The 25,322-nt window shown below is 34.6% G+C and carries 23 protein-coding genes; 4 read left to right on the top strand and 19 right to left on the bottom strand.

Features of this window, described 5'->3' with window-relative positions; genetic code table 11:
- Window positions 1-249: 249 nt before the first annotated feature.
- The 15 genes from ACT3CE_RS14265 to mraZ all read right to left on the bottom strand — a co-directional run bounded on the left by ACT3CE_RS14265 (window position 250) and on the right by mraZ (window position 17,072).
- Entirely contained in the window at window positions 250-696 is a 447-nt protein-coding gene (locus ACT3CE_RS14265; RefSeq protein ID WP_444710441.1) for a GatB/YqeY domain-containing protein, read from the bottom strand.
- Window positions 697-784: 88 nt separating this feature from the next.
- Window positions 785-2,014 (bottom strand): cell division protein FtsZ, encoded by a 1,230-nt coding sequence (gene ftsZ, locus ACT3CE_RS14260; RefSeq protein ID WP_444710440.1) that lies wholly within the window; start codon window positions 2,012-2,014, stop codon window positions 785-787.
- Window positions 2,015-2,041: 27 nt separating this feature from the next.
- Window positions 2,042-3,340: a cell division protein FtsZ gene (gene ftsZ, locus ACT3CE_RS14255; RefSeq protein WP_444710439.1), complete on the bottom strand. Its 1,299-nt coding sequence runs from the start codon at window positions 3,338-3,340 to the stop codon at window positions 2,042-2,044.
- A gap of 53 nt (window positions 3,341-3,393) precedes the next feature.
- Window positions 3,394-4,635: a cell division protein FtsA gene (ftsA, locus tag ACT3CE_RS14250; protein WP_444710438.1), complete on the bottom strand. Its 1,242-nt coding sequence runs from the start codon at window positions 4,633-4,635 to the stop codon at window positions 3,394-3,396.
- 1 nt (window position 4,636) lies between these two features.
- Window positions 4,637-5,368, bottom strand: coding sequence for a cell division protein FtsQ/DivIB (locus ACT3CE_RS14245; RefSeq protein ID WP_444710437.1), 732 nt, complete (start codon window positions 5,366-5,368; stop codon window positions 4,637-4,639).
- A gap of 1 nt (window position 5,369) precedes the next feature.
- On the bottom strand, window positions 5,370-6,737 hold the full coding sequence (gene murC / locus ACT3CE_RS14240; RefSeq protein ID WP_444710436.1) for a UDP-N-acetylmuramate--L-alanine ligase: 1,368 nt from the start codon (window positions 6,735-6,737) through the stop codon (window positions 5,370-5,372).
- A 3-nt stretch (window positions 6,738-6,740) separates the two neighbouring features.
- Window positions 6,741-7,841 (bottom strand): undecaprenyldiphospho-muramoylpentapeptide beta-N-acetylglucosaminyltransferase, encoded by a 1,101-nt coding sequence (gene murG / locus ACT3CE_RS14235; protein WP_444710435.1) that lies wholly within the window; start codon window positions 7,839-7,841, stop codon window positions 6,741-6,743.
- Window positions 7,825-9,015: an FtsW/RodA/SpoVE family cell cycle protein gene (locus ACT3CE_RS14230; protein ID WP_444710434.1), complete on the bottom strand. Its 1,191-nt coding sequence runs from the start codon at window positions 9,013-9,015 to the stop codon at window positions 7,825-7,827. Before ACT3CE_RS14230 ends, murG begins: the two co-directional genes overlap by 17 nt.
- Window positions 9,016-9,027: 12 nt before the next feature.
- Window positions 9,028-10,365 (bottom strand): UDP-N-acetylmuramoyl-L-alanine--D-glutamate ligase, encoded by a 1,338-nt coding sequence (murD, locus tag ACT3CE_RS14225; RefSeq protein ID WP_444710433.1) that lies wholly within the window; start codon window positions 10,363-10,365, stop codon window positions 9,028-9,030.
- A gap of 53 nt (window positions 10,366-10,418) precedes the next feature.
- Entirely contained in the window at window positions 10,419-11,672 is a 1,254-nt protein-coding gene (mraY, locus tag ACT3CE_RS14220) for a phospho-N-acetylmuramoyl-pentapeptide-transferase (RefSeq protein WP_444710432.1), read from the bottom strand.
- A gap of 2 nt (window positions 11,673-11,674) precedes the next feature.
- Window positions 11,675-13,126 carry a UDP-N-acetylmuramoyl-L-alanyl-D-glutamate--2,6-diaminopimelate ligase gene (locus ACT3CE_RS14215; RefSeq protein WP_444710431.1) on the bottom strand — a complete coding sequence of 484 codons (1,452 nt, stop codon included), beginning with the start codon at window positions 13,124-13,126 and terminating at the stop codon, window positions 11,675-11,677.
- Window positions 13,127-13,135: 9 nt separating this feature from the next.
- Window positions 13,136-15,199 (bottom strand): penicillin-binding protein, encoded by a 2,064-nt coding sequence (locus ACT3CE_RS14210; RefSeq protein ID WP_444710430.1) that lies wholly within the window; start codon window positions 15,197-15,199, stop codon window positions 13,136-13,138.
- A 53-nt stretch (window positions 15,200-15,252) separates the two neighbouring features.
- Window positions 15,253-15,633 carry an FtsL-like putative cell division protein gene (locus ACT3CE_RS14205; protein ID WP_444710429.1) on the bottom strand — a complete coding sequence of 127 codons (381 nt, stop codon included), beginning with the start codon at window positions 15,631-15,633 and terminating at the stop codon, window positions 15,253-15,255.
- A gap of 2 nt (window positions 15,634-15,635) precedes the next feature.
- A complete protein-coding gene (gene rsmH, locus ACT3CE_RS14200) occupies window positions 15,636-16,541 on the bottom strand; it encodes a 16S rRNA (cytosine(1402)-N(4))-methyltransferase RsmH (protein ID WP_444710428.1) in 906 nt (301 codons plus the stop codon).
- Window positions 16,542-16,610: 69 nt separating this feature from the next.
- Window positions 16,611-17,072 (bottom strand): division/cell wall cluster transcriptional repressor MraZ, encoded by a 462-nt coding sequence (mraZ, locus tag ACT3CE_RS14195; RefSeq protein WP_444710427.1) that lies wholly within the window; start codon window positions 17,070-17,072, stop codon window positions 16,611-16,613.
- A gap of 207 nt (window positions 17,073-17,279) precedes the next feature.
- Between mraZ and ACT3CE_RS14190 the strand changes: the two genes are divergently transcribed.
- Both ACT3CE_RS14190 and ACT3CE_RS14185 read left to right on the top strand, forming a co-directional pair.
- A complete protein-coding gene (locus ACT3CE_RS14190) occupies window positions 17,280-18,113 on the top strand; it encodes a 1-acyl-sn-glycerol-3-phosphate acyltransferase (protein WP_444710426.1) in 834 nt (277 codons plus the stop codon).
- Window positions 18,114-18,245: 132 nt separating this feature from the next.
- The gene (locus ACT3CE_RS14185) at window positions 18,246-19,226 is read left to right on the top strand and encodes a GNAT family N-acetyltransferase (protein ID WP_444710425.1); all 981 of its coding nucleotides are present in this window, start codon (window positions 18,246-18,248) and stop codon (window positions 19,224-19,226) included.
- Window positions 19,227-19,295: 69 nt separating this feature from the next.
- Here the strand turns inward: ACT3CE_RS14185 and ACT3CE_RS14180 are convergent, their stop codons facing one another.
- From ACT3CE_RS14180 to ACT3CE_RS14170, 3 genes are read right to left on the bottom strand one after another with little or no spacing between them, the layout of a single operon-like run.
- The gene (locus ACT3CE_RS14180) at window positions 19,296-21,197 is read right to left on the bottom strand and encodes an amidophosphoribosyltransferase (protein ID WP_444710424.1); all 1,902 of its coding nucleotides are present in this window, start codon (window positions 21,195-21,197) and stop codon (window positions 19,296-19,298) included.
- Between the two features lie 35 nt (window positions 21,198-21,232).
- Window positions 21,233-21,718, bottom strand: coding sequence for a hypothetical protein (locus ACT3CE_RS14175; protein WP_444710423.1), 486 nt, complete (start codon window positions 21,716-21,718; stop codon window positions 21,233-21,235).
- A gap of 60 nt (window positions 21,719-21,778) precedes the next feature.
- Window positions 21,779-22,609, bottom strand: coding sequence for a universal stress protein (locus tag ACT3CE_RS14170; protein ID WP_444710422.1), 831 nt, complete (start codon window positions 22,607-22,609; stop codon window positions 21,779-21,781).
- A gap of 403 nt (window positions 22,610-23,012) precedes the next feature.
- Between ACT3CE_RS14170 and miaB the strand changes: the two genes are divergently transcribed.
- Both miaB and ACT3CE_RS14160 read left to right on the top strand, forming a co-directional pair.
- Window positions 23,013-24,344 (top strand): tRNA (N6-isopentenyl adenosine(37)-C2)-methylthiotransferase MiaB, encoded by a 1,332-nt coding sequence (miaB, locus tag ACT3CE_RS14165; protein ID WP_444710421.1) that lies wholly within the window; start codon window positions 23,013-23,015, stop codon window positions 24,342-24,344.
- A 67-nt stretch (window positions 24,345-24,411) separates the two neighbouring features.
- A complete protein-coding gene (locus ACT3CE_RS14160) occupies window positions 24,412-24,930 on the top strand; it encodes a GNAT family N-acetyltransferase (protein ID WP_444710420.1) in 519 nt (172 codons plus the stop codon).
- A 16-nt stretch (window positions 24,931-24,946) separates the two neighbouring features.
- Here ACT3CE_RS14160 and ACT3CE_RS14155 read toward each other — a convergent pair whose 3' ends face one another.
- Window positions 24,947-25,258: an STAS domain-containing protein gene (locus ACT3CE_RS14155; protein WP_444710419.1), complete on the bottom strand. Its 312-nt coding sequence runs from the start codon at window positions 25,256-25,258 to the stop codon at window positions 24,947-24,949.
- Window positions 25,259-25,322 lie beyond the last annotated feature (64 nt).

Below are 25,322 nucleotides of genomic sequence, written 5' to 3'. Positions count from 1 at the left end.
CAATTTTTTTCTTGAGCTAGAAAAAGGCTCCGAAAAAATCAGAATAACTTTACTTACACACTTTATGGGATACTACTTGCTCTAATTTATTGGATAGTATGCTGAATTTAGCTGTTTAAGTACAGCTTGTTATGGTTTTAATTTTTGGAATCATTAATAACCTATTTCTTAGATAAAATAGCAATATACCAAGTAAAAAAAAGAGTTACACAATGTGCAACTCCCAAAATATTATTCGGTCTAAAATTATTAGGCCAATAAAGCTTTTACTTTATCAGCAACAGCTTTTCCATCGGCCTTACCCGATAATTGTTTGGTAGCAATTCCCATTACCTTCCCCATTTCCTTCATTGATGAAGCGCCGGTATCTGTAATAATTTGCTGTACAGCTACGGTAAGTTCCTCATCGCTCATTTGAGCAGGAAGATACACTTGTAAAAATCCCATTTCCAATAATTCTTTCTCAGCCAAATCTTCACGGCCTCCACTTTTATAAGTATCTGCGGCATCTTTACGCTGCTTTACTAACTTTTGAACAATCTTTATACCAACAGCATCTTCGAGTTCCGAAGCTCCTGTTTTGGTCATTTCAAGTAGAAAAGCCGATTTTACAGAACGTATTGCCTGAAGTTTATCTTTCTCCTTTGATTTCATTGCAGATTTAATGTCTGCATTAATTTGTTCTAATAAGCTCATAATTTAATCTTTAATATTTCAATCGCTGTGAGTTATCAACAAACAGTGTTATTCTAATAAACTCATTTATATTACGATAAACAATTTCCTATTCATCATCTAATGTAAATTTGATTACATTGCCCGAATGATACTGTTTTTCTTCCAAATTCTTCTGCTTTCGCTTGTAGGCAGGTATACTATCTATTTCGTCAATCTCAGAATCCTTAAGGGTAGTAAGAATTACTTTCTTCTCTTCAGGCGAATCGGCTTCTTCCTCTAACTTAATTTTTGTTTGCTTAGAAGCAGAACTAGCACCACGTGTGCCATGAAAAGTTTTTGTTTTAGTAGCACCTTCGGTTATTCCACCATTCTCAAAACCTGTGGCAATAATTGTAACACATACTTTATCGCCCAATTCAGCATCTTGTCCGGTACCCCAAATAATTGAAGCACTATCTCCAACAGCTTCCTGCACATAATCAGTAATCTGGCCCACCTCATCCATGGTTACCTCCTCGTTACCCGAACTAATATTAAGCAATATATTTCGGGCTCCTCTAACATCGTTGCTATTAAGCAGCGGCGATGTTAGAGCTTCACGAATAGCAGTAACTGCACGGTCTTCTCCTTCGGCGCTTGCCGATCCCATTACAGCGACACCACTATCGGTCATAACGGTTTTAACATCTTCAAAATCGACGTTTATATAACCATGTAAAGTTATAATTTCAGCTATCCCTTTAGCTGCAGTTGCCAATACATCATCAGCTTTAGAGAAAGCTGTCGATAATTTTAAATCGCCATATATTTCAGATAATTTTTCGTTATTTATCACCAAAAGGGAGTCTACGTTCTCTTTTAGTTTATTAATACCTTCAAAAGCCTGATCTAAGCGTATTCGTCCCTCAAAACGAAATGGAATAGTTACAATACCGACCGTTAATATACCTGCTTCCTTAGCAGCTTTGGCAATAACCGGAGCAGCTCCAGTACCTGTACCACCCCCCATCCCAGCAGTAATAAAAACCATTTTTGTATTATCGGCAAGGACTGCATTAACATCTTCAAGGTTTTCGATGGCTGATTGTGCACCTCGTTCAGGCTTATTACCAGCTCCACGACCCTCTGTCAGAGATTCTCCCAATTGAATTTTAACAGGTATCTGGCTATTTTCCAAAGCCTGAGCATCAGTATTACAGATTACAAAATCCACATCCTTGATGCCTTTTTGATACATATAATTCACAGCGTTTCCACCTCCACCGCCAACACCAATTACTTTAATAATAGATGCTTCATTCTCGGTAAGACTAAAATCCATTAAATCCTCATTCATTTATTTATCCCTTAAATTCACACTCCCTTACATGGGTGTATCTTTATTATCAAAAATTTTTGTAAACTTCCCTTTAAACCAACCATTAATGCTTTCTTCCTCCTGCTCATCATGCTCTTCTTCCTGATTTCCAGTATAAGCTGGTTTGGTAACCGATTCCCGACTTTCTTCAGAAGAATGCTGTCTTTTTTCTGTTTCCTGTACTGTTCTTTTGCGCATTAATTCTTCACGACGCTCTATTTCTTCTTTTCGCTTCGCTGCAATTTTCTCTTCCTTTTCAGCCGGATTTTCAATGATTAATTCCAACTTTGATTTATCTACTTTGCGAGGTTCGAACATTAATTCAGGAATTGGATTTTCTGAAAACCCTGTTGCAATAATAGTAACACTTAATTCATCTCCCATTTTAGGACTATATCCATTTCCCCATATTACGCTCACATCATCTCCAACAACATCGTGCACATAATCGGTAATTTGACCTACCTCCTGCATGGTTACCTCTTCGTCTCCGGAAATAATATTTAAAAGAATATTTCTGGCTCCTATAATATTATTACTATTTAATAAAGGGGAATTTAGCGCCTCTTCTATTGCACGAATAGAACGATCGGCTCCAGAAGCCGAAGCAGATCCCATAACAGCAACACCACTATTTCTCATTACAGTTTCAACATCGGCAAAATCGACGTTTACATATCCATGAACAGTTATAATTTCTGCGATACTTTTAGCAGCTACCGACAAAACACTATCGGCTTGAGCAAAGGCATCAGACAATTTTAAATCTCCGTACATTAAACGAAGCTTCTCATTGTTAATAATCAAAAGAGCATCAACATGTTTTTCTAAATTTTCTATCCCTTCTATGGCCTGTTTAATACGCTTGTTTCCCTCAAATCGAAAAGGTATGGTAACAATTCCAACGGTAAGTACATCCTGATCTCTTGCAGCTTCGGCAATTACTGGAGCGGCACCTGTACCGGTACCTCCACCCATTCCTGCAGTTACAAAAACCATTTTTGTTTTCTCGCTTAGTACTTTATTAATATCGTCTAAGCTTTCAATGGCCGATTCTCTTCCTCTTTCAGGTTTATTCCCAGCTCCTCTACCTTCAGTTAATGATTTTCCTAACTGCACCTTTATGGGAACAGGACTATTATCGAGAGCTTGTGCATCGGTATTACAAATTACAAAATCAACCCCTGTAATTCCTTCTTTCAACATGTGGTTAACAGCATTTCCGCCACCTCCACCAACTCCAATTACTTTTATAATGGACTTTTCTTTTGGTTCAAAATCAACCGGTAATAATTCGTCAATCATGATATCACAGTTTTAGGGTTACTCAATCTTTGTTTTTATATATCCATCTTATCTTAGTCAAATAATGATCCAAGAATTGATCTAAATCCTCTTCCACCTTTTTGTTTTGCAGGTTCGTCAGTTTTTTCTATTTTTGGTTTTGGCCTACCCAAACCTTTTAACAACAAACCCACTGAAGTTGAATACATTGGATGCTCCAGGTTTTCATCTAAAACAATTTTTTCAGATCCTTTGGGATAGCCAATTCTTACATCTAAACCTACTCTTTGAGAGGTTAATTTATCGAGATTTTCGAGAAGTGATCCTCCTCCGGTTAAAACAATTCCGGCTCCAATTTTATCTCTTAATCCTGTTGATTCGATTTCAAATTTTACAGAATCGATAATTTCTTCCATCCTGCATTGAATAATCTCAGCTAAGAATTTAAAAGAAATATTCTTTTCATTCCATCCTCCACTTGCAGGAATAGTTACCACTTTGTCTGCAGGAGTCATTTCTGCCAAAGCTTCTCCAAATTGAACTTTTAATCCTTCGGCTTGTTTTAATAGCACTGAACAGGCTTCTTTTATATCTTTGGTTACATTATCACCCCCAAAAGGAAATACCGAAGCATGTTTTAAAACTCCATCCAAATAAACTGTTACATCGGTAGTCCCTCCTCCTATATCAACCAAAACAACACCGGCATCTTTTTCTTCTTTACTTAAAACAGCCAAAGAAGAAGCCAAAGGTTCCAATACCAGTTCTTCCACCTCTAATCCAACAGCCTGAACACATTTTTTTATATTTTGTGCCGATGCTGTTCGCCCAATAATAATATTAAACTTACCATCAATTCTACGGCCAGCCATACCCACTGGTTTTTTAATACCAATTTCTTTATCGACAACAAATTCCTGAGGAATAACATGTAAAATTTGTTCTCCTATCTCAACCGGATGTTTATAATTTTCGCTCGTAATACTTTCGACATCTTCTTTGGTAATTTCCCCAATAGAATTCTCAATATATTTAAACTTTCTTTCTTTAACTATACGAATATGCTGACCTGCAATTCCAACATAAACCGTCGTAATTTCTTTATTTGTTTTTGCTTTTAAGCGAGCAACAACTTCTTGAATTCCTTCAATAGTCAGGTTTATATCATGAATTACTCCACGCTTTACACCTTTAGAAACGGTACGTTCCATTCCAAGAATTTTCAGTTTCCCATCAGATGCCAGCTCTCCCAATATGGCAACAATTTTTGTTGTCCCTATATCAATCGCAGCTATTGAATTATTCTTCCCTATCATTCTAATTCTTTTTGGTACAAACCACTTGATTATTGTACTTCAGGCTAATTTTACTGTATTTATTCCAACCGGTTTTCGAGAAACCATTGGAATACAAAGCATAAAGATTTTTAAATTTCTCCTGATAATCCTCTATGCTTCCAAGTTCTATTTTATGATTACCAACACGTGGAACTAAAACATACTCTTTTGAATTTGTCACATGAACCTGAGTTATTTGTGACTTCCAAAATTCATCATTTGTAATAAATTTTACTAACTCAAAAAGCTCTTCTTTTATCAATGCATCATTTACTGCCCCCGAAACAACCAAAACCCTTGACGTAAACCTAGATGATAATGGCATTTTCTGTCCTTCCTGATCAATATAATATCCATTCCCTTTTAAAATTCGTGCAATTGGCTTTCGCTGATTAATTTCAATAACTAGTTTTCCGGAAAGCGTATTGTAAACTTCTGATTTTTTAACGTAAGGAATTTTATTAATCCTTTCTTCCAAAACCTCTTTATTTATTTTTAGAATTGATTCACCCTTCCAACTAGGATATTGTTTATTTACAATTTTCTCTACATCTAAATGACTAACAAAACCACCTTGCAGACTGTCCTCAATCCGTACTTTTATGGTACTAGAGTTTAGCTTCTCCTTCTTATCGCTAACGAAAGAAAAACTCACGAACAAGTATCCTATTATGAATACCCAAACTAATATGGCTGCAATTTTTTTTAGCATTCTATTTTTTTTCTGTTAGCATCATTTTTATCGGTTCAACCAATTTATCTATATCTCCAGCTCCTAAAGTTAACACTACTTCTAATTCACTTTCCTGTATCAAATCCAACAACTTCTGTTTTGTACACAATTGCGCCGGAACTGTAATATTTTTAAGTATTATAGAAGAATCAATACCTTCTAATGGAAGTTCTCTTGCTGGATAAATATCCAGTAGAATTACCTCGTCTAATAAATTTAAACTATCAGCAAATTCATTGGCAAAATCGCGCGTTCGCGTATACAAATGAGGTTGAAAAATTCCTGTAATTTTCTTTAGAGGATAAATTGCTCTAACCGACGAAATACTTTCTCTAAGCTCTTTCGGATGATGAGCATAATCATCAATAAAAATAATATTTTCCTCTTTTATTTGATAGTCGAATCTTCTTCGAACCCCTTTAAATTCGGCAAGAGCCTTTCTAATTTCATTCTCAGATACACCACATAATAATGCAACACTACATGCTGCAATTGAATTTTCAACATTTATTTTTCCAGGATAAGAAAAACGCAATGATTTAATTATTCCCTGGGGATAAACCAAATCGAATTCATAAAACCCTTCGACGAGTTTTAAATTTTCCGCATAAAAATCAGCCTTTTCCTCTAAAGCATAAGAGTAAGTTTTTACTCCTTTAGCTTGTAAATTAAGACCTCTTTTATGCACTAAAATTCCATTTTCTTTAATTTGATTCACAAACTCTCGAAAACTTTTCTCCAGTTCGAATTTGTCACCATAAATATCTAAATGGTCTGCATCCATAGAGGTAACAAGAGCAATTTGAGGATGCAATTGTAAAAATGATCTATCAAATTCATCGGCCTCTAGTATTACCCATGGACTATTTTTTGATAACAGTAAATTAGAATTATAGTTTTGAGAAATTCCTCCTAAAAAGGCACTACATCCTAGCTTCGATGATTTAAAAATATGGGCTGTAATGGTCGAAACCGTAGTTTTACCATGCGTTCCAGCAATACCTATTCCATTTAAATTATCCGAAAGCAGACCCAAAACCTGAGAACGCTTCATAATATGAAAACCATTCTTCCTAAAATATGACAGCTGCTCATGATTCATAGAAATAGCAGGAGTGTAAACCACCAAGGTATTCTCCTTATTTCTAAAACCTACAGGAATACTATTTAAATCCTCCTCAAAAGTTATTCTAATACCTTCGTTCATCAATTCAGTAGTAAGCATAGTTGATGTTCTGTCGTATCCAAACACATTCTTTTCAATAGAATTAAAATAGCGCGCAATGGCACTCATTCCGATTCCTCCGATTCCAATAAAATAAATATTTTTAAAATCTTTAATCTGCATATTTTAAATCATTGCAAGAATTTGTTCTGCTATATCATCGGCTGCATTCGGTTTTGCAAGCTGTTTACAATTAACCGATAAGCGATTTAACTTTTCTTCATTTTTAATTAAAGACAAAGCCTCTGGTATTAATTTTTGCTCTGCCTCAATATCTTTTACAAGCATTGCGGCTTCTTTATTAACCAAAGCCAATGCATTTTTAGTTTGATGATCTTCCGAAACATTAGGAGAAGGAACCAGAATACTTGGTTTTGAAACCAAACAAAGTTCAGAAATGGTACCAGCACCAGCTCTTGATATTACAATATCAGCAGCAGCATAAGCCAAATCCATTCTGCTTAAAAAAGCATGAACTTTTAAGTTGGGAAGATCCCAATTTTTCATCTCCTCATTAACTTTATCGATATAAAACTTACCTGTTTGCCAGATAAACTGAACATTAGATTGCGAAACTGCATCTAATGATTTAAGAAGACTATTATTAATTGTGCGAGCACCAAGACTACCCCCTACAATTAGAATGGTTTTCTTATTTGGGTCTAATTCAAAATATTGAATAGCTTCGTCTTTCTTCGACTCAATTTCCATTAAATCTTTTCGGACAGGATTTCCTGTTAAAATAATTTTATTTTTTGGAAAAAAGCGATCCATTCCTTCGTAGGCCACACATATTTTTTTTGCTTTTTTGGCCAGCAATTTATTTGTGATACCAGCATAAGAATTTTGCTCCTGAATTAATGCCGGCACTCCTAATTTTGTAGCAACACGCAATAATGGTCCGCTTGCATATCCACCAACACCAACAACCGCATCGGGTTTAAATCCCTTTACTATTGCTTTTGCTTTCCATATACTTTTTAACAAACGAGAAAAAAACTTTAAATTTTCTTTTGAAAAGCTTCTCTGCAATCCACGAATAGGTAATCCCACAATATCATATCCTGCGGCAGGCACTTTTTCCATTTCCATTTTCCCTTCGGCACCCACAAAAAGAATCTCGCAATTACTATGCTTTTGTTTTAAAGCATTCGCAATTGATATGGCCGGATAAATGTGTCCACCAGTACCACCACCACTGACTATTATTTTAATTTTCTTCTTCATTTAATTTCATTTCTTCCTTATTTGCCCAATCGCTAATACTTAAAATCATACCCAGAGCTGCACTTGTAAAAACTAAAGATGTTCCTCCCATACTTACCAAAGGCAATGGTTGCCCGGTTACAGGAATAAGATTTACCGACACTGCCATATTTGTTAATGCCTGAAAAACGATACTAAGCGTTAAACCAATAACCAAAAATGCAGGAAATGTTCTGCTGCATTTCCTAACAATTAATCCTCCCCGATAAAGCAAAAACAAATACAGAATTAAGATACCAAAACCTCCTGACCAACCTAATTCTTCGAGAATTATGGCATAAATAAAATCGGAATATGGATGAGGTAAAAAATTTCTTTGTGTACTATTACCCGGACCTTTACCTATAATACCTCCTGCAACAACAGCTATTTTTGCTTGAACTACCTGATAATTCTGACCATCTTTTATATCTTTTTCGTCGCCAAAAAAGTTTTCTATACGACTTCGCACCGTTTGAATTCTACCTACACTTGGCAATAATGGCGCTGCTGCAATTAAAAGAACCAGAACAATAACAACTATTGCTACAGAGCCAATCATATATTTTTTCGCAACTCTTCCTATAAACATAAGTAAATAACAGATCCCTCCCAATAACAATGAAGTAGAAAAATCATCAAGGAAAATAAGACCACAAACTACCAAAATTGGGATTATCAAATGAAGAATTGCTTCATTCCTGCATCCTTCTTTGCCTTGATATCGTGACAATGTTCTTGAAACATGCAATATTAAAGCAAGCTTAGCCAATTCTGAAGGTTGAAAATTAAACCCAATCCCAGGTATGGTAATCCAGCGGGAAGCGTCATTAAGGTTTGTTCCAACCAATTTGGCCAGTATTAATAAACCGACAGACACAACAAGGGTTAAATTTGCAAACATAGAATAGAACCGATAGGGAATTCTGTGCACAACATACATTATGCAAAAACACATGGCTAACAACCGTAATTGTTTAAATAAAAAATATGATGTGTTTCCTCCTCTCACCTTATATGCTAAGGTTCCGGTAGAACTATATACCACCAGCAAGGACGTAAGAGACAATAACAAGATAACTATCCATATCACCTTATCACCCTTTACACTTGGATTTTTAATCCAATCCCATGCTAATTTCATATATTTCGCCATAAAACGATCGGTTTACAGATTTCTTACTTCTTCTTTAAACTGGCAGCCTCTATCTTCATACGATTTAAATAAATCAAAACTAGCACAAGCCGGTGATAGAAGTACAATATCATCTTTATTGGCAATTTCGTAGGATAATTTAACGGCTTGACTCATTGATTTAGCCTCGACAATTAGATCAACTTTTCCATCGAAAGCCTTATGAATTTTTTCATTATCAATCCCCAGACAAACAATGCCTTTCACTTTTTCTCTTACCAAATCAAGTAAAACCGAATAATCGTTTCCTTTATCAATTCCACCTACAATCCACACAACAGGCTCTTCCATGCTTTCTAATGCATACCAAGTTGAATTAATATTTGTAGCCTTAGAATCGTTGATAAACTGAATTCCTCGAACTTTCACAACTTTCTCTAATCGGTGATCTACCCCTTGAAAATCGCTTAAACTTTCGCGAATAGTTTCTTTTCTAATGCGAAGCACATTGCCTGCTATTCCCGATGCCAAAGAGTTATATACATTATGTATTCCTGGTAATGACAAATCCTTTTTATCCATTGAAAAGTTATATTCGTTACATTGTATTTTAATTTCATCATCCTCAATCCAGCCCCCTGTTTTCAACTCTTTTTTAATCGAAAAGGGTAACAATTGAGCTCTAGAGTTTAGATTCTTTATTTCATTACTAATGATTTCATCATCGCTACAATACACAAAAGCATCACTTTCGGTAAGGTTTTGTGCAATACGAAATTTAGAATCTACATAGTTTTTCATTTTATATTCGTACCGATCTAAATGATCGGGAGTAATATTTAATAACATTGCAATATCAGCCTTAAAATCGTACATACCATCGAGCTGAAAGCTACTTAACTCGACCACATAGTGGCTAAAATTTTCCTCGGCTACCTGCCAAGCCAAACTGTTTCCAACATTGCCAGCCAAACCTACATTAAAGCCAGCTTTTTGCAACATGTGATACAACATTAATGTTGTTGTAGTTTTTCCATTGCTTCCGGTAATGCAAATCATTTTTGCATTTGTGTATCTTCCAGCGAACTCAATTTCTGAAATAACAGAAGTTTTTTGTTCCTTCAGCTTTACAATTAAAGGAGCTGTATCGGGTATGCCCGGACTTTTAATAACTTCGTTTACCGATAATATTAAATCTTCGCTATGCTGCTTTTCCTCATAATCGATTTTATAATCGGCAAGAGCTTTTTTATATTTTGCATTTATTTCTCCAAAATCAGAAACAAAAACTTCGAATCCTTTTGCCTGAGCCAAAACTGCCGCTCCAACACCACTCTCACCTGCTCCTAGTATGACAATTCTCTTTTTCAATTCTAAATACTTATTATTAATGTATAATAATCCCTTTTACCTACTTTAATTTATTACCTAATCTTTAAGGTTACAATTGTAATCACGGCAAGGAAAATTCCTATAATCCAAAAACGAGTTACAATTTTTGGTTCGGGATAACCTTTCATTTGATAATGATGATGCAATGGTGCCATTTTAAATATTCTTCGGCCTTCTCCATATTTTTTACGGGTATATTTAAACCACGAGACCTGCATCATTACCGAAATATTCTCTACAAGAAAAATTCCACACAAAATTGGAATTAAGAGTTCTTTGTGAATAATAATAGCAAAAACAGCAATAATTCCACCCAAAGAAAGACTCCCTGTATCGCCCATAAATACTTGAGCAGGATAGGAATTATACCACATAAAACCAATGGTAGAACCAATAAAGGCTGCAATAAAAATTACCAGTTCTCCAGAATTAGGAATGTACATGATATTTAGGTAATCGGCATAAACTACGTGTCCCGAAACGTAAGCCAAAATTCCAAGAGTAGCTCCAATTATTGCTGATGAACCTGTAGCCAAACCATCTAATCCATCGGTAATATTAGCACCATTAGAAACTGCGGTAACAATAAATATGGTAATAATAATAAATACCAGCCAAGCCAGTAAAGGAGTATATTCTCCGGCGAAACTTACCAGATACTCATAATCGAACTCATTATTTTTAAAAAAAGGAATGGTTGTTTTTGTCGATTTAACATCGGTAGTTAAACGAGTAGCTCCGGGTTGTTCCGACGAAAAACCTTCATCTACTAATTCTGTTCTAACACCTAGCTCATCTATATCTGCTTTTTCTCTAACCACTACATCATCGCTCATGTATAAAGTAAGCCCAACAATTAGGCCTAAACCTATCTGTCCTGCTACTTTAAACTTACCTTTAAGACCTTCTTTGTCTTTTTTAAATACTTTTATGTAATCATCGATAAATCCTATTAATCCCAACCAAACTGTGGTAATAATCATTAAAATAATATAAGTATTATCCAGTTTTGCGAACAGTAAAACAGGAATTAAAATTGCAACTATGATAATGATTCCTCCCATAGTCGGAGTTCCTTTCTTCTCTAATTGTCCTTCCAATCCCAAGTCGCGAACTATTTCTCCAATTTGTTGTTTTTGCAACAATTGAATAATTCTCTTACCAAAAACCGTAGCAATAAATAATGACACCATTATGGCCAAAGCGGCACGAAATGAAATGTAATCGAACATTCCGGCTCCCGGAAAATCTAATTGGTTTAAATACCTAAATAAATAATAAAACATAGCTACAGCTTAAAAATTTCTTGTATTACTTCTTTATCATCAAAATGATGCTTAACTCCTTTTATTTCCTGATAATCTTCGTGACCTTTACCCGCCACCAGGATAATATCATTTTTTTGCGCCAGCATACATGCTGTTCTAATGGCTTCTTTTCTATCGGTAATTGCCAATACTTTTCTCTGATTACTTGCATCAACACCTTCTTTCATATCAATAATAATCTGGTTTGGATCTTCTGATCGTGGATTATCTGATGTGAGAATTAGTTTATCGCTTAATTCGGCACTAATTTTAGCCATTAGTGGTCGTTTTGTTTTATCCCGATCGCCGCCTGCACCAACAACTGTTATGACTTGTTCATTTCGAGTACGCAAAGCTTCGATAGATTCCAAAACATTTTTTAATGCATCAGGTGTGTGTGCGTAATCAACAATTGCCATTATTCCTTCTTTAGAAATAATGCTTTCGAATCTTCCATCTACCGATTTTAGTTCGCTGATACCTGTTAATACTTCATCCTTAGATTGGTTTAATAATCTGGCAGCGCCATAAACCGCTATTAAATTATGAGCATTAAAGTCACCAATAAAGTTAGTCCAGGTTTCAACTTCGTCCATTTCCAATAGCATACCTGAAAAATGTTTTTCCAATATCCGGCAACGAAAATCGGCAAATGAGCGTGTCGAGTACAACAATTTATGAGCTTTTGTATTCTGAAGCATAAACTTGCCATTTTTATCATCGGCATTTGTTAATGCAAAAGATTTTTTCCCCAAATTATCGAAGAATGCTTTTTTTACTTTCAGGTAATTATCAAATGTTTTATGATAATCTAAATGATCGTGGCTAATGTTTGTAAATATTCCACCTTTAAAATTAAGAGCCCCAACACGTTTTTGATCAATTGCGTGAGAACTTACTTCCATAAAACAATATTCGCAACCTTCCTCTACCATTTGAGAAAGTAAACAATTTAACTGCAATGGATCTGGTGTTGTATGTGTTGCCTTAATTTTATCGTTATCAACATAATTACAAACCGTTGATAATAAACCCGTTTTATACCCTAACTTTTTAAATAATTTGTATAATAAACTTGCAATCGTTGTTTTCCCATTAGTACCGGTAACCCCTACCAACTGAATATTCTCACTTGGTTTTCCATAATAATTATGTGCCAATTGAGAAAGAGTAGCTAAAGAATCTTCAACAACAATATAAGTTGTTTCAGCATTGCTCACTTGCGGTAGCTCTTCACAAACTACAACTTTAGCACCTTTATCTACAACAGATTCAATATATTTATGTCCATCGCTAATAGTACCACGACAGGCAACAAATAAATCTCCTTCCTGCACCTTTCGCGAATCAAAATGAAGGCCATTTACCTCAACATTTCTATCCCCTTTAAGGCTTTGAATTTTTATTGTATCGAAAAGTTCGTTTAAATTCATACTCCTCTTTTAAGATAAATCTATAATTATTCTATCTCCTCTTTTATAATAAGATCCGGGCTGAAGGGACTGTTTTGCAACAGATCCTACACCTCTTACCCTAACTTTTAAACCTGCATTCTCGAGGATATATAATGCATCCTGAACACCCATTCCCTTAACATTGGGAACCAAAGCATTCTTTACCCTTCGGTATTTATATTCGATTACTGAATCCTTTCTGGATGTAATCACCCATTCCGATTTGATATCCTCATTTGTAACGTTAATATCCAAATCATTAAACACAAGATCTAAATCATTCTTATTGCCGTTTAAGGATACCGGAACCAATGCCTCTTCCTTCTCTTCCTCTTTTTTTTCGGGATGCATGGAATAACTCATTGCATAAACCTTATCGGCAATGGTTTTAAAAACCGGACCAGCCACTTGATTACCATAAAACCCCTTGGTTTTATTAGGCCTGTTAATTACAACAATACATGAATACATAGGATTGTCGGCTGGGAAATACCCCACAAAAGACGCCTGATAAATCTTATTTGCATATCCTTTATTCTTATCTGCAATTTGCGCAGTACCAGTTTTTCCGGCAATTTTATAATTTGAATTCCTCAGATTTCGTGCTGTTCCTCTTAACACAACCCCCTCAAGCATACTTTGAACTCTATCGAGTGTTTCTCCCGAACATATTTTTGATTTTAAAACTTCATTATCAAATTCTCTTACCACATCGCCATGGTAACGAATTTCCTTTACAAATTTAGGCTTCATCATTCGTCCACCATTTGCAACAGCATTGTAAAAAGTTAATGTTTGCAGAGGGGTTTGTTCTACCTCATATCCTATCGACATCCATGGTAAAGAAACCCCCGACCAATTCGGATCATTAGGATATTTTATATTTGGAGTCCCTTCTCCTTTAATATCTATACCTAGTGATTCATTTAATCTAAAGTCATATAACCTGTTAATAAATGATTTTTTCTTATTATTGTAATGCTCGTAAATCAATCGTGAAACTCCAATATTTGAAGATTTCTCAAAAACCTCTTGAACTGACAATTTCCCATATCCACCAATATGGGAATCACGCATTTTTTCATTATGGTACTTATACACTCCATTCCCCGTATCTATAGAATCCATTGGTCCCACATACCCATCTTCTAACAATGCCATTATCGATGCTAATTTAAATGTAGAACCTGGCTCGGTTGTTTCGGCAATGGCATAATTATATATTTCCCTATAGATTTTCTTCTTTTTATCGTAACCTAAATTTGCAATTGCCTTAATCGCTCCGGTTTTAACTTCCATTAAAATAGCAGAACCATGATCGGCATTGTATTTTATCAATTGCTGATGAAGTGCTGATTCTGCAACATCCTGATAATCGACATTTATTGTGGTGATCAGATCGTTACCATCCTTTGGTTCTACAGAAGTTACCGGCAACCAGCGCCCCGACATCTTCTGCATTACACTAACACCATCTACCCCTTTTAACTCACTTTCAAAAGCACCTTCTAATCCAACTTTCCCTATCAGTTCGTTATTTGCTTCTTTATTAAGGTAACCAATCGTTCTTGTGGCTAAATTTATATGCGGTTGGATTCTTTTATTCTCTTGTTCACAAATTAATCCCCCTTTATTTTTTCCTAATCGAAATAAAGGAAAGGTTTTTAGAACCTTTAGCTCGTTATAATTTACTTTTCGGCGATTAATTAAAACATAACGATTTTTCTCTGTTTTATATTTAGCATTCATTAGTTTTCTTTTGTACGCACTAACCGATCTATCTTTAAAAAAATGGGACAAACACATTGCCAAAGAATCCACTTTCGACCTAAAAACCTTATCACTTAAACCTGAAGCTCTAAAATCCATTCTTAATTGATAATAAGGAAGCGAACTAGCCAACAAACGACCATCTTCCGCACAGATATCACCCCTATTGGCATAGGCAATTACATCTCGTTTAGAAACTTTCTCAGCTTTAGCTCTCCACTTATCGCCTTCGAACAATTGCAAATACACAACTTTACCAATCACCAACACTGCAAACAGCATTACTGATGTGTAAATTAAGCCCACTCGCCATACTATGTCTTTTTTTATCGGCACTATTTCTCTAAATATATTTTAATTGGAGGCTCTGTTGATTCTATCAAATCCAGACCATCTCGTTTAACTCTTTTCACTACCTCCGACTGCTTACTCATATACATAAGATCAGATGCTGTTGTAATAGATTCAAATCTTAAATCTTTCAGTTCTTTTTCAAGCTTAATCATATCTCTATAAACCTTCTCGGAAGTATATCTATTACTGATATAAAGAATCCCCAGTACGACTACAAATAAAACAAAAGGCAATTGATGAACAACTACCGTTTTTGTAAGAAAACTCCCATCAATAAAGTCCTTAAACGAACCATTAGAAATTTCTTTCTGTTCCTGATTAGGAGTTACAAAATCGTTATATTTCTTTTTGAGCCAAAACATTCTTATCTCAAATTAGGTTTAGCAATTCTTAGCTTAGCACTCCTTGCCCTGCCATTTAATTCGATTTCTTTTTCTGCAGGTAATATCACTTTTCGGTTCACACTTAATAATGGTGTTTGCACATTTCCGAAGAAATCTTTTTCAGCGCCACCTTCAAATTTCCCATCACGAATATAGTTTTTCACCAATCTATCTTCCAAAGAGTGATAGGTAATTACCACCAGACGACCTTCAGGTTTTAATACATCAGCACACTGAGCCAACATTTCTTTTAAAACATCCATTTCTTTGTTTACCTCAATTCTTAAAGCCTGAAAAACCTGAGCTAAATACTTATGTTCTTTAAACTTCGGAGTACAAGGAGCAATTACCTCTTTAAATTGCTGTATAGTTTTAAACGAATTTTCTTTTCGGTAAGCATCTATCAACTTAACTAACTTGCCTGGATTTTTTACCTCTCCATACATTTTCAGAATCTTATAAAGATCCTCAACGGCATAATCATTTAACAAATCGGCCGCTGTAAACTCAGAAGTCTGATTCATTCTCATATCTAAATCTCCATCGAAACGGAATGAGAAACCACGCTCTGCCACATCAAATTCATGAGAAGAAACGCCCAAATCTGCTAATATCCCATCAACTTTAGGAAATCCCAAGTATTTCAGAAAATTCTTAAAGTATCTAAAATTATGACGCACAAAAATAAACCTTTCATCATCCGGCACATTAGCCTCAGCATCTTCATCCTGATCGAAGCCTATCAATTTTCCAGTAGTTAAGTGCTTTAAAATCTCCCGCGAGTGTCCTCCTCCACCAAAAGTTAAATCTACATAGATACCTTCGGGATTAATATTTAAGCCTTCAATGCTTTCTCCTAATAAAACCGGTATATGATATTCGCTCATTATAATATTTTTTTACACTTTTAAAATTCAGACTAAGAGAAAAACACTCCTCTCTACAATAACAAATATTTATTCAGAATTAATCTCACCGCCTAAAATCTCATCAGCCAATTCACTAAACCCATCCTGACTCCAAGCTGATTTCTCATAGGTAGAAGCATCCCAAATTTCTATTTTGCCATCTTGTCCAGCCAAGCTTATTTCCTTATTGAAACAAGCAAAATCGAAAAATTTCTTTGGTATAAGAATACGACCATTTCCATCAATTTGCACCTCAGCAGTTCCTCTAAAAAACTCCCTCATAAATCCAGCATGCTTTTTATTAAATGGATTTAATTTAGACCGAACCATTTTTGTTTGCCTTTCCCATTCCGTTATAGGATACAGATCAAGACATTTTTCATATAGGTTTTTTCTAAGCACACAGCGACCTTCAGAACCATCATTTAGAAGTTTCCGAAATGCAGAAGGCAGCAGAATTCGACCTTTCGCATCCAATTTACATTGATAATCGCCTATAAATGTTACCATTAAAAAAATTGATTTACATTTGTAAAATTAGAGAAAAATTTACCCACTTTCAACCACTTTACCCCACTTTTATACTATTGTTAATAACTTTTCATCTCCAATCCAAGTATTTATTCCTCAATATGTTTCATTAAGGGCGTATTTTTTGAACAACAAACCAAGAATTTTGCGATATTTGCTAACCAAAAAACATTACTTCCGATTTTTATGCAAAAAAACAATTCAAATAATTATCTAAAAATTGATATTGAAAAAGTTATAGCCAGCAAAAGCGAAAAAATGGCAAACTTACTTCCCGGATTCATTATTCGATATTTAAAACGAATAATTCATCAGGAAGAACTTAACGATTTTTTATCTAGAAATTATCAAAAAAAAGGAATTGAATTTGCCGATAGTGTATTAGCAGAACTTGACATTAAGTTTAAAATTGAAGGCCTGGAAAATATTGAAGAAAACGGCAGATACTTATTTGCATCCAACCATCCTTTAGGTGGACCTGATGGCATTATTTTAATTAGTATTTTTGGAAAAGAATTTGGGAAAATAAAATTTTTAGTAAATGATATTTTAATGAATATCAAAAATCTTTCTGACGTATTTATACCCATAAATAAACATGGAGGTCAAGCAAAAGAAGCTGCTAAAATGCTTGAGAATGCATACCAATCGGATGCAACAATCTTAACCTTTCCGGCAGGTCTTGTTTCGCGAAAACAAGAAGGAAAAATTGAGGATTTATCTTGGAAAAAAAGCTTTATCGTTAAATCGATAAAACACAAACGAGATATCGTTCCAATTCATATAGACGGGAGAAATTCTAACTTTTTCTACAATTTAGCAAATTTGAGAAAGTTTCTGGGTTTAAAAACTAATTTGGAAATGTTATATTTGTCCAATGAACTATTCAAGCAAAGAGGTAAAACTTTTACCATTAGAATAGGAAAACCGATCTCTTACCAAACATTTGACAGAAGCATGCCGTATGATAAATGGGCAGAGAAAATAAAAAGAAAAACCTATAAATTGGCTGATCAATAAATAAGATACTAATTATTAAAATTAAATAACTATTCTATTAAAAATAATTAATATTCTTTGAATTAACTAATTAAGCCAACTATAAAACCAAAAATTTAATTATCCTCGTTTAGGAATTTAACAACATTACCGATGAAAGAAATCATACCCCCTGTACCACGAGAGGAACTTGAGAAAGAGTTGACGGAAGAAAGATTTGTACGCAAGACCAACAAGGGGTCTAATGAAATCTATTGTTTCACTCATCACGACTCTCCTGCTTTAATGAAAGAAGTTGGACGATTGAGAGAAATTACCTTCCGAAAAGCAGGAGGAGGAACAGGAAAAGAAATTGATATCGATAAGTTCGACACCGATGAAAAACCATACCACCAACTTATTGTCTGGGATCCAAAATCGAAAGAAATACTTGGGGGTTACAGATATATTCTTTGCTCAGAAGCACCGGTTGATGAAAATGGCAATACTTACTTAGCAACTTCGAGACTTTTTAATTTTTCTGATGATTTTAGAAAAAACTACCTGCCACACACAATCGAACTGGGAAGGTCGTTTGTACAACCAGATTATCAATCCATAAAAAAAGGAAGAAAAAGCTTATATGCCTTAGATAACCTTTGGGACGGACTTGGATCACTAATTATTGATTACCCTGAAATTAAATATTTCTTTGGTAAGGTTACCATGTATCCTGATTACAATAGAGATGCCCGTAATCACATTCTATATTTTATGAATAAAATGTTCAACGATCCTGATAAATTAGCTACTCCAACAACTCCTCTTGAAACAAATATGGACGAAGAAAAGCTAGCTAAAGATTTTTGTTATAACACATTTGATGAAAATTACAAAGTACTATCTCATAATGTTCGTAGAAATGGTGAGAATATTCCACCACTTATTAACGCATACATGGGACTTTCACCTACAATGAAATGCTTTGGTACTGCTGTAAATACTCATTTTGGAGATGTGGAAGAAACAGGAATAATGATTACAATTAGAGATGTTTATGATAAAAAAATTGATAGATATACTTCTTCCTATCTTTCATTTTTAAATATTAAACTCCCAAAAAAACCAAATTTGAATATTTTTAAAAAGAAATAAATTACATTCTCAAATACAAAAAACCGCTTCATTACTGAAGCGGTTTTTTTATTTCCATAAAGAACTTATTTAGTAAGCTCTTTTATCATTTCCTTCAACATAATTAATAAATGATGTATTTACCACTTTATTTCCACCTGGAGTTGGATATTTTCCGGTAAAATACCAGTCTCCATTATTTTCGGGACAAGCAAGATGAAGATTTTCAACAGATTGATAAACAATTCTTACTTCAGCATCCATTTGATCTGGAGTTAACAAAACTGCAATTTTATCTGATATCTCTTCTGCCGTAAATGGCTTATATATCTCTTTTACATAATTCACCACCTCTTCTTTAGGTAAATTTTCCTGAGATTTACATTTCTTATAGGTTTCCTCAATAACATTCTCCATTCCACGATCTTTAAGAAGAGCGATGGCAGCATTAAAAGCAATAAATTCCCCCATTCTTGTCATATCAATACCATAACAATCGGGATAACGAATTTGAGGAGCTGAAGATACAATTACAATTTTCTTAGGGTGCAAACGATCTAAGATTCGAAGAATACTTTGCTTCAATGTTGTACCCCTAACAATAGAATCATCGATCACAACCAGATTATCTTTCTGATTTTTTACAATTCCATAAGTAACATCATAAACATGCCCAACTAAATCATCTCGACCTTCGTCGTTGGTAATAAATGTTCTCAATTTCACATCTTTTATGGCAATTTTCTCAACCCGAGGTTCAACAGAAATAATCTCCTGAAGTTTCTCTTCGGTCCAACTACCATTTAAATCATGAACTTGCTGTTTTTTCCATTCTGTTAACTGATGACGAACACCCTCCATCATACCATAAAAAGCTGTTTCGGCCGTATTTGGAATAAATGAAAACACAGTATTTTTCATATCATTATCTACAGAATCGAGAATTGCGGGAGTTAATAATTGTCCCAGCTTCTTTCTTTCCTTATAAATATCTTTATCGCTACCTCTAGAAAAATAGATTCTCTCGAAGGAACATGATCTTCTTTTTTGTGCAACTCTCACAGGCACTTCAGCAACCTCTCCATCTTTACGAACAATAACCGCATTTCCAGGAGTAATTTCTTTAATTGTATTCGCTCTAACATTTAAAGCAGTTTGAATAACCGGCCTTTCCGAAGCAACAACAACAATTTCATCGTCCTGATAATAGTATGCCGGACGAATTCCCCAAGGATCTCTCATTACAAAAGAATCGCCATGTCCGAACATTCCAGCAATGGCATATCCTCCATCCCAATCTCTACTAGCATTCGAAAGAACTTGTTGTATGTCTATATTTTTCTCAATTTGAGGAGAAATTTCCTGATTTGAATAACCATCATTTTTATACTGACGAAACAACATCTGGTTTTCTTCATCTAAGTAATGGCCTACCTTTTCAAGTATTGTTACAGTATCTGTGTAATCTTTTGGATGCTGGCCTAATCCTACCAACAAATCAAAAAGCTCATCAACATTAGTTAGATTAAAATTACCTGCTAAAACTAAATTTCTAGATTTCCAGTTATTTTCTCTCATAACCGGATGTACAAAATCAATACTGTTTCGTCCGAAAGTACCATATCTTAAATGCCCCAAATACAATTCTCCTGCAAATGGCAAATTTTCTTTTGCCCAAACCGGATCGTTAAATTTATCAGGATATTTTGCTTCAGCTGCAGCCAGTTCACTATATACTCCATCAAAAACTTCCTTAATTGGCTGGTCACTACATGAACGATGACGATGAATATATTTATGCCCTGGAGGCATATCTAATTTCAATCCAACAGCTCCCGCTCCTTCCTGTCCTCTATTGTGTTGTTTTTCCATCAACAAATAGAGTTTTTGAATACCATATCTCCAGGATCCATATTTCTCCTGATAGTATTCGAGAGGTTTTAGCAATCGAACCATTGCTATTCCGCACTCATGCTTTAACTGGTCACTCATTATTTACTTCTTAAATGGTTATTTAGTATGTTTTGCTACTCTATATTTTCATCTACAATTAACTCTTCGGCCTCTTCTTTAACAGGAACTAAATCCGAAAACATAATTTCGGTTTTTACCGGATAACAATTAGGAAAAAAATCCAAACAAGCCTTGTACAATTCTATGCACTCCAATTTACTCCTAAAATTACCTACACGCACTCTAAAATCGGGAGCTGTATAAACAACATAAGCTCTTTCCTGTGGAAATAGCTCTTTAAATTCTTTTTTAATTTCAAAAGCTTTTTCTTTATCGGTACTTCCGCCCAAAAATATCTGAATTCTATAACCCGAGAAACTTTGCTGCTTAGAGTTTATGATACTATCGGTTTTTAAAAGTTCCTTCACTCTCTCATCCTGAAATATATTGACAAGGCCCAAGGAGTCATCAGAATTCTCATACTTACTAATATCTTGAGCCTTTATTTTTACTCCAGTTAGTATTAATACAAAAACTATTAAAAACTTTAAATACTGCATTCTTTATATGATTTAATTTCTGATTGCATTTACATAAATACAATTCAAATATTTTATTATTTAATTCGGAACCGAAAGAATTGGTATCTCTGAATTATTCACCATTTGCTGAGCATAAGAACCAAAAAACATATTAAAACCTGTTTCAGCCTGCTCTATCATTATGGCAATTGTATCAGCTTTTACTTCTCTTGCATAATCTATAGAAGTAAAAGTATTATTCTCTCCTCTCCTCAATTCTTTTACCACATCTATACCAGCCTCTCTTAAATAAGCTTCTGCCTGACTCATATAATGTTCAACTTTTCCTTCAATGGCAGCATCTGCAGATTCATGTACTCCCAAAATATGAACCCTGGCATTACATTTTTTTGCCAGTTCACACACATAAGGAATTTTCTTTCGGGTTTCGTTACTAGCATCAATAGGCATAACAATTTGCTTTATCATACTAGCTTTAAAATCCTTGCGAATTGTAATTACCGGACAAGGTGCATTACTTACCACCTTAAAAGCATTACTCCCAATAAAAAATTCCTCAAAACCCGAAGCTCCGTAAGCTCCCATTACAATAAGGTAAGAATCGCCATATTTTGCCTGATTTACAATCTCGCGATATACACTTCCCTTTCTTATTTTAAAATCGAAAACTCCATTCTCTACTACATAAGTAGGCGAATGAAGCTCTATTAACTTATCTAAATACTCCTGAATTGTATGAATAATTTCGTCTTTTAATTCCTCAAAATGAAATGGTATTTCAAATTTTTCGGATTTTTTAACGTGTATCATTCTAAGGTGCGTACCAAGTTTATTAGCCAAATTAATAGCAAATTTCAAGGCCATTAAGGAATCACCGGAAAAATCTACGGGAACCAAAATACGTTTCATGTTGTTTAGTTTTTCAGTTAATCTGTACCTTAAAAACAGTTCCCATTATTGAATTTACATAAACAAAACAGGTAACCGAGAGAGATTTAATTTCTTAGCCCACTCAAAATCAACACCTTTTCAAAAGTTCTAATTGCGGGATAAAAATACACAAATTTCTTTAGCAACAAACAGTATTTTAAATCCAATCTAAGCAAAATACAATTGGAAGTATATGAAGCTTCTCCATTACTAAATTTACGAATTAATATCCTAATAATTCCGATTTTATTGGATCAGAAACCTCTCTCCTTCATAGAATAAAACCAATAATCAGTTATCACATTATAAATCACCCAACTTTATCTTGCCAATCTATCGAGATAATATAACTTTGCATGAAATTTTAAATAAAGAAGTCAGAATGAGCGAGATCAACAAAAAACTGTTTTTAGAGACCTATGGCTGTCAAATGAACGTAGCAGATAGTGAAGTTGTTGCTGCAATAATGCAACATGATGGTTTTGAAGTTACCAAAACAAGAGAAGATGCAGACGTTATTCTTGTAAACACTTGTTCGGTTCGCGAAAATGCAGAACAGAGAGTTAGAGGACGAGTGCAGGGCTTTGGAAAATTAAAAAAGAAGAATCCTAAACTTTTAGTCGGAGTTATTGGATGCATGGCCGAACGATTAGGAGATAAACTTTTCGAGCAGGAAAAAAACGTTGACATTGTGGTTGGCCCAGATGCATATATGGATCTTCCTATGCTTGTTAAAAAGGCAGAATCAGGTGAGAAAGCTATTAATGTAGAACTTTCTTTAACCGAAACATATAAGGATATTTGTCCTACCAGAATTGATGAAACTGCAATTTCAGGTTTTGTATCCATAATGCGTGGCTGCAACAATTTCTGTACGTATTGTATTGTTCCTTACACACGAGGACGGGAAAGAAGCAGAAATCCGGAAAGTATTTTAAAAGAAGTTAGAGATTTAGCTGAAAAAGGATACAAAGAAGTAACTTTATTGGGCCAAAATGTTAATTCTTTCAGTTTTAAAAATGCTGAATCAGAAACCAACTTTCCAGAACTTTTAGAGATGGTTGCCAAGGCAGAACCTAATATGAGAGTTCGTTTTGCAACCTCAAACCCAAAAGATATGAGTGACGACACCTTACGGGTTATTGCAAAACATCATAACATCTGCAAATACATTCATCTGCCAGTTCAGTCGGGAAGTAATGAAGTATTAAAAAATATGCGCCGTAAATATACTCGTGAGTGGTACATGGACAGGATTACTGCAATTCGTACTATTATTCCCGGATGCGGTATTTCTTCTGATATTTTTGTTGGATTTCACAACGAAAGCGATGAAGATTTTCAACAGACACTTGATCTTATGAAATGGGCTAAATACGACTTATCTTACATGTTTAAGTACTCCGAACGTCCTGGAACTTATGCTTACAAACACCTTAAAGATAATATCCCTGAAGAGGTTAAAAGTGCACGCCTTACCGAGATGATTAATCTTCAAAGCCAGTTGTCACACGAAAGTAATAAGCGTGATATTGGAAAAGTATTTGAAGTTTTAGTTGAAGGCGTTTCGAAAAAATCCGATTTAGAATTGTATGGAAGAACTTCACAAAACAAAGTAATTGTATTTCCAAGAAAAGATTATAAAACGGGAGATTTTGTTCAAGTAAAAGCAATCAATTGTACTCCTGCAACATTAATAGGAGTTGCGATATAACAATTTAGAGCCATACGGAAAAGTATGGCTCTTTTATTTTTTAATTAAATTTAAAAAAGTAAGCCTCATGAAAATTAACCTGCGCCCCGAAAATAAAAATGACTATTCTGTTATTAGCATGATAAATGATATGGCTTTTGGGCAGGAAACAGAAGGTAAACTAATTGAGAATTTAAGAAAAAATAGAAAATTCATTAAAGAACTATCGCTTGTGGCCTGCATGGGCAGCGAAATTGTTGGACACATTTTATTTTTTCCAATAATTATAAAATCCCACAAGGACGAATTTCAATCATTAGCATTGGCTCCCATGTCGGTAATTCCAGAGCTACAATCACTGGGAATAGGAAGTCAGTTGGTTGAAAAAGGATTGGCTAAGGCTAAAAAATTAGGATACAAATCGGTTATTGTACTGGGGCATGATAAATTCTACCCAAAGTTTGGGTTTAAATCAGCCAGTACGTTTAATATTAAACCACCTTTTGAAGTTCCTGATCATATTTTTATGGCCATCGAACTCTGTAATAACTCACTTAAAAACATAGAGGGAACCGTTTCTTATCCAAAAGAATTCAATAAGGTCTAAACAATAAGGCGATCTACTAGTTTTTACCTAAAACAAAAGATTCTCTCATTCCAACAAGGTCAACCAATTCGAGCACATCATCAGAAACATTAACAAATGTAAATAAACGCTCGTTTGCTCTTGCTAATTCCGAAATTGCCTTAAGTGCTGAAAAGCCTTCGCTATCAATAAAACTTACTCCGTTTAAATCAAGAATTACTTGTTTTCCTGATTTTTCGATAAAATCGATAATTTCCGCCTTCACTATTTCGGAAATTTTACTGTTTATTCTGCGGGCACCATCTAAAGAGGCAATTACAGATTGTTCCTGAATCCGAAAACTTAACATCCTTACTTGTTTTTAATAATTGACTATAAGCAATAAATAACTCATCAAAGGAAAATAGATAATC

The sequence above is a fragment of the Marinifilum sp. RC60d5 genome (assembly GCF_052400665.1).
Taxonomy (GTDB): domain Bacteria; phylum Bacteroidota; class Bacteroidia; order Bacteroidales; family Marinifilaceae; genus JBQTGK01.
The sequence above is the reverse complement of the archived record's forward strand: the minus strand, read 5'-3'. Positions and strand labels throughout refer to the sequence as shown.

Coding starts and splice junctions, on each gene's coding strand:
- ACT3CE_RS14265 (WP_444710441.1), bottom strand. CDS start 696: ATGAGCTTATTAGAACAAATTAATGCAGACATTAAATCTGCAATGAAA.
- ftsZ (WP_444710440.1), bottom strand. CDS start 2,014: ATGAATGAGGATTTAATGGATTTTAGTCTTACCGAGAATGAAGCATCT.
- ftsZ (WP_444710439.1), bottom strand. CDS start 3,340: ATGATTGACGAATTATTACCGGTTGATTTTGAACCAAAAGAAAAGTCC.
- ftsA (WP_444710438.1), bottom strand. CDS start 4,635: ATGATAGGGAAGAATAATTCAATAGCTGCGATTGATATAGGGACAACA.
- ACT3CE_RS14245 (WP_444710437.1), bottom strand. CDS start 5,368: ATGCTAAAAAAAATTGCAGCCATATTAGTTTGGGTATTCATAATAGGA.
- murC (WP_444710436.1), bottom strand. CDS start 6,737: ATGCAGATTAAAGATTTTAAAAATATTTATTTTATTGGAATCGGAGGA.
- murG (WP_444710435.1), bottom strand. CDS start 7,841: ATGAAGAAGAAAATTAAAATAATAGTCAGTGGTGGTGGTACTGGTGGA.
- ACT3CE_RS14230 (WP_444710434.1), bottom strand. CDS start 9,015: ATGGCGAAATATATGAAATTAGCATGGGATTGGATTAAAAATCCAAGT.
- mraY (WP_444710432.1), bottom strand. CDS start 11,672: ATGTTTTATTATTTATTTAGGTATTTAAACCAATTAGATTTTCCGGGA.
- ACT3CE_RS14215 (WP_444710431.1), bottom strand. CDS start 13,126: ATGAATTTAAACGAACTTTTCGATACAATAAAAATTCAAAGCCTTAAA.
- ACT3CE_RS14210 (WP_444710430.1), bottom strand. CDS start 15,199: ATGCTGTTTGCAGTGTTGGTGATTGGTAAAGTTGTGTATTTGCAATTG.
- ACT3CE_RS14205 (WP_444710429.1), bottom strand. CDS start 15,633: ATGTTTTGGCTCAAAAAGAAATATAACGATTTTGTAACTCCTAATCAG.
- rsmH (WP_444710428.1), bottom strand. CDS start 16,541: ATGAGCGAATATCATATACCGGTTTTATTAGGAGAAAGCATTGAAGGC.
- mraZ (WP_444710427.1), bottom strand. CDS start 17,072: ATGGTAACATTTATAGGCGATTATCAATGTAAATTGGATGCGAAAGGT.
- ACT3CE_RS14190 (WP_444710426.1), top strand. CDS start 17,280: ATGCAAAAAAACAATTCAAATAATTATCTAAAAATTGATATTGAAAAA.
- ACT3CE_RS14185 (WP_444710425.1), top strand. CDS start 18,246: ATGAAAGAAATCATACCCCCTGTACCACGAGAGGAACTTGAGAAAGAG.
- ACT3CE_RS14180 (WP_444710424.1), bottom strand. CDS start 21,197: ATGAGTGACCAGTTAAAGCATGAGTGCGGAATAGCAATGGTTCGATTG.
- ACT3CE_RS14175 (WP_444710423.1), bottom strand. CDS start 21,718: ATGCAGTATTTAAAGTTTTTAATAGTTTTTGTATTAATACTAACTGGA.
- ACT3CE_RS14170 (WP_444710422.1), bottom strand. CDS start 22,609: ATGAAACGTATTTTGGTTCCCGTAGATTTTTCCGGTGATTCCTTAATG.
- miaB (WP_444710421.1), top strand. CDS start 23,013: ATGAGCGAGATCAACAAAAAACTGTTTTTAGAGACCTATGGCTGTCAA.
- ACT3CE_RS14160 (WP_444710420.1), top strand. CDS start 24,412: ATGAAAATTAACCTGCGCCCCGAAAATAAAAATGACTATTCTGTTATT.
- ACT3CE_RS14155 (WP_444710419.1), bottom strand. CDS start 25,258: ATGTTAAGTTTTCGGATTCAGGAACAATCTGTAATTGCCTCTTTAGAT.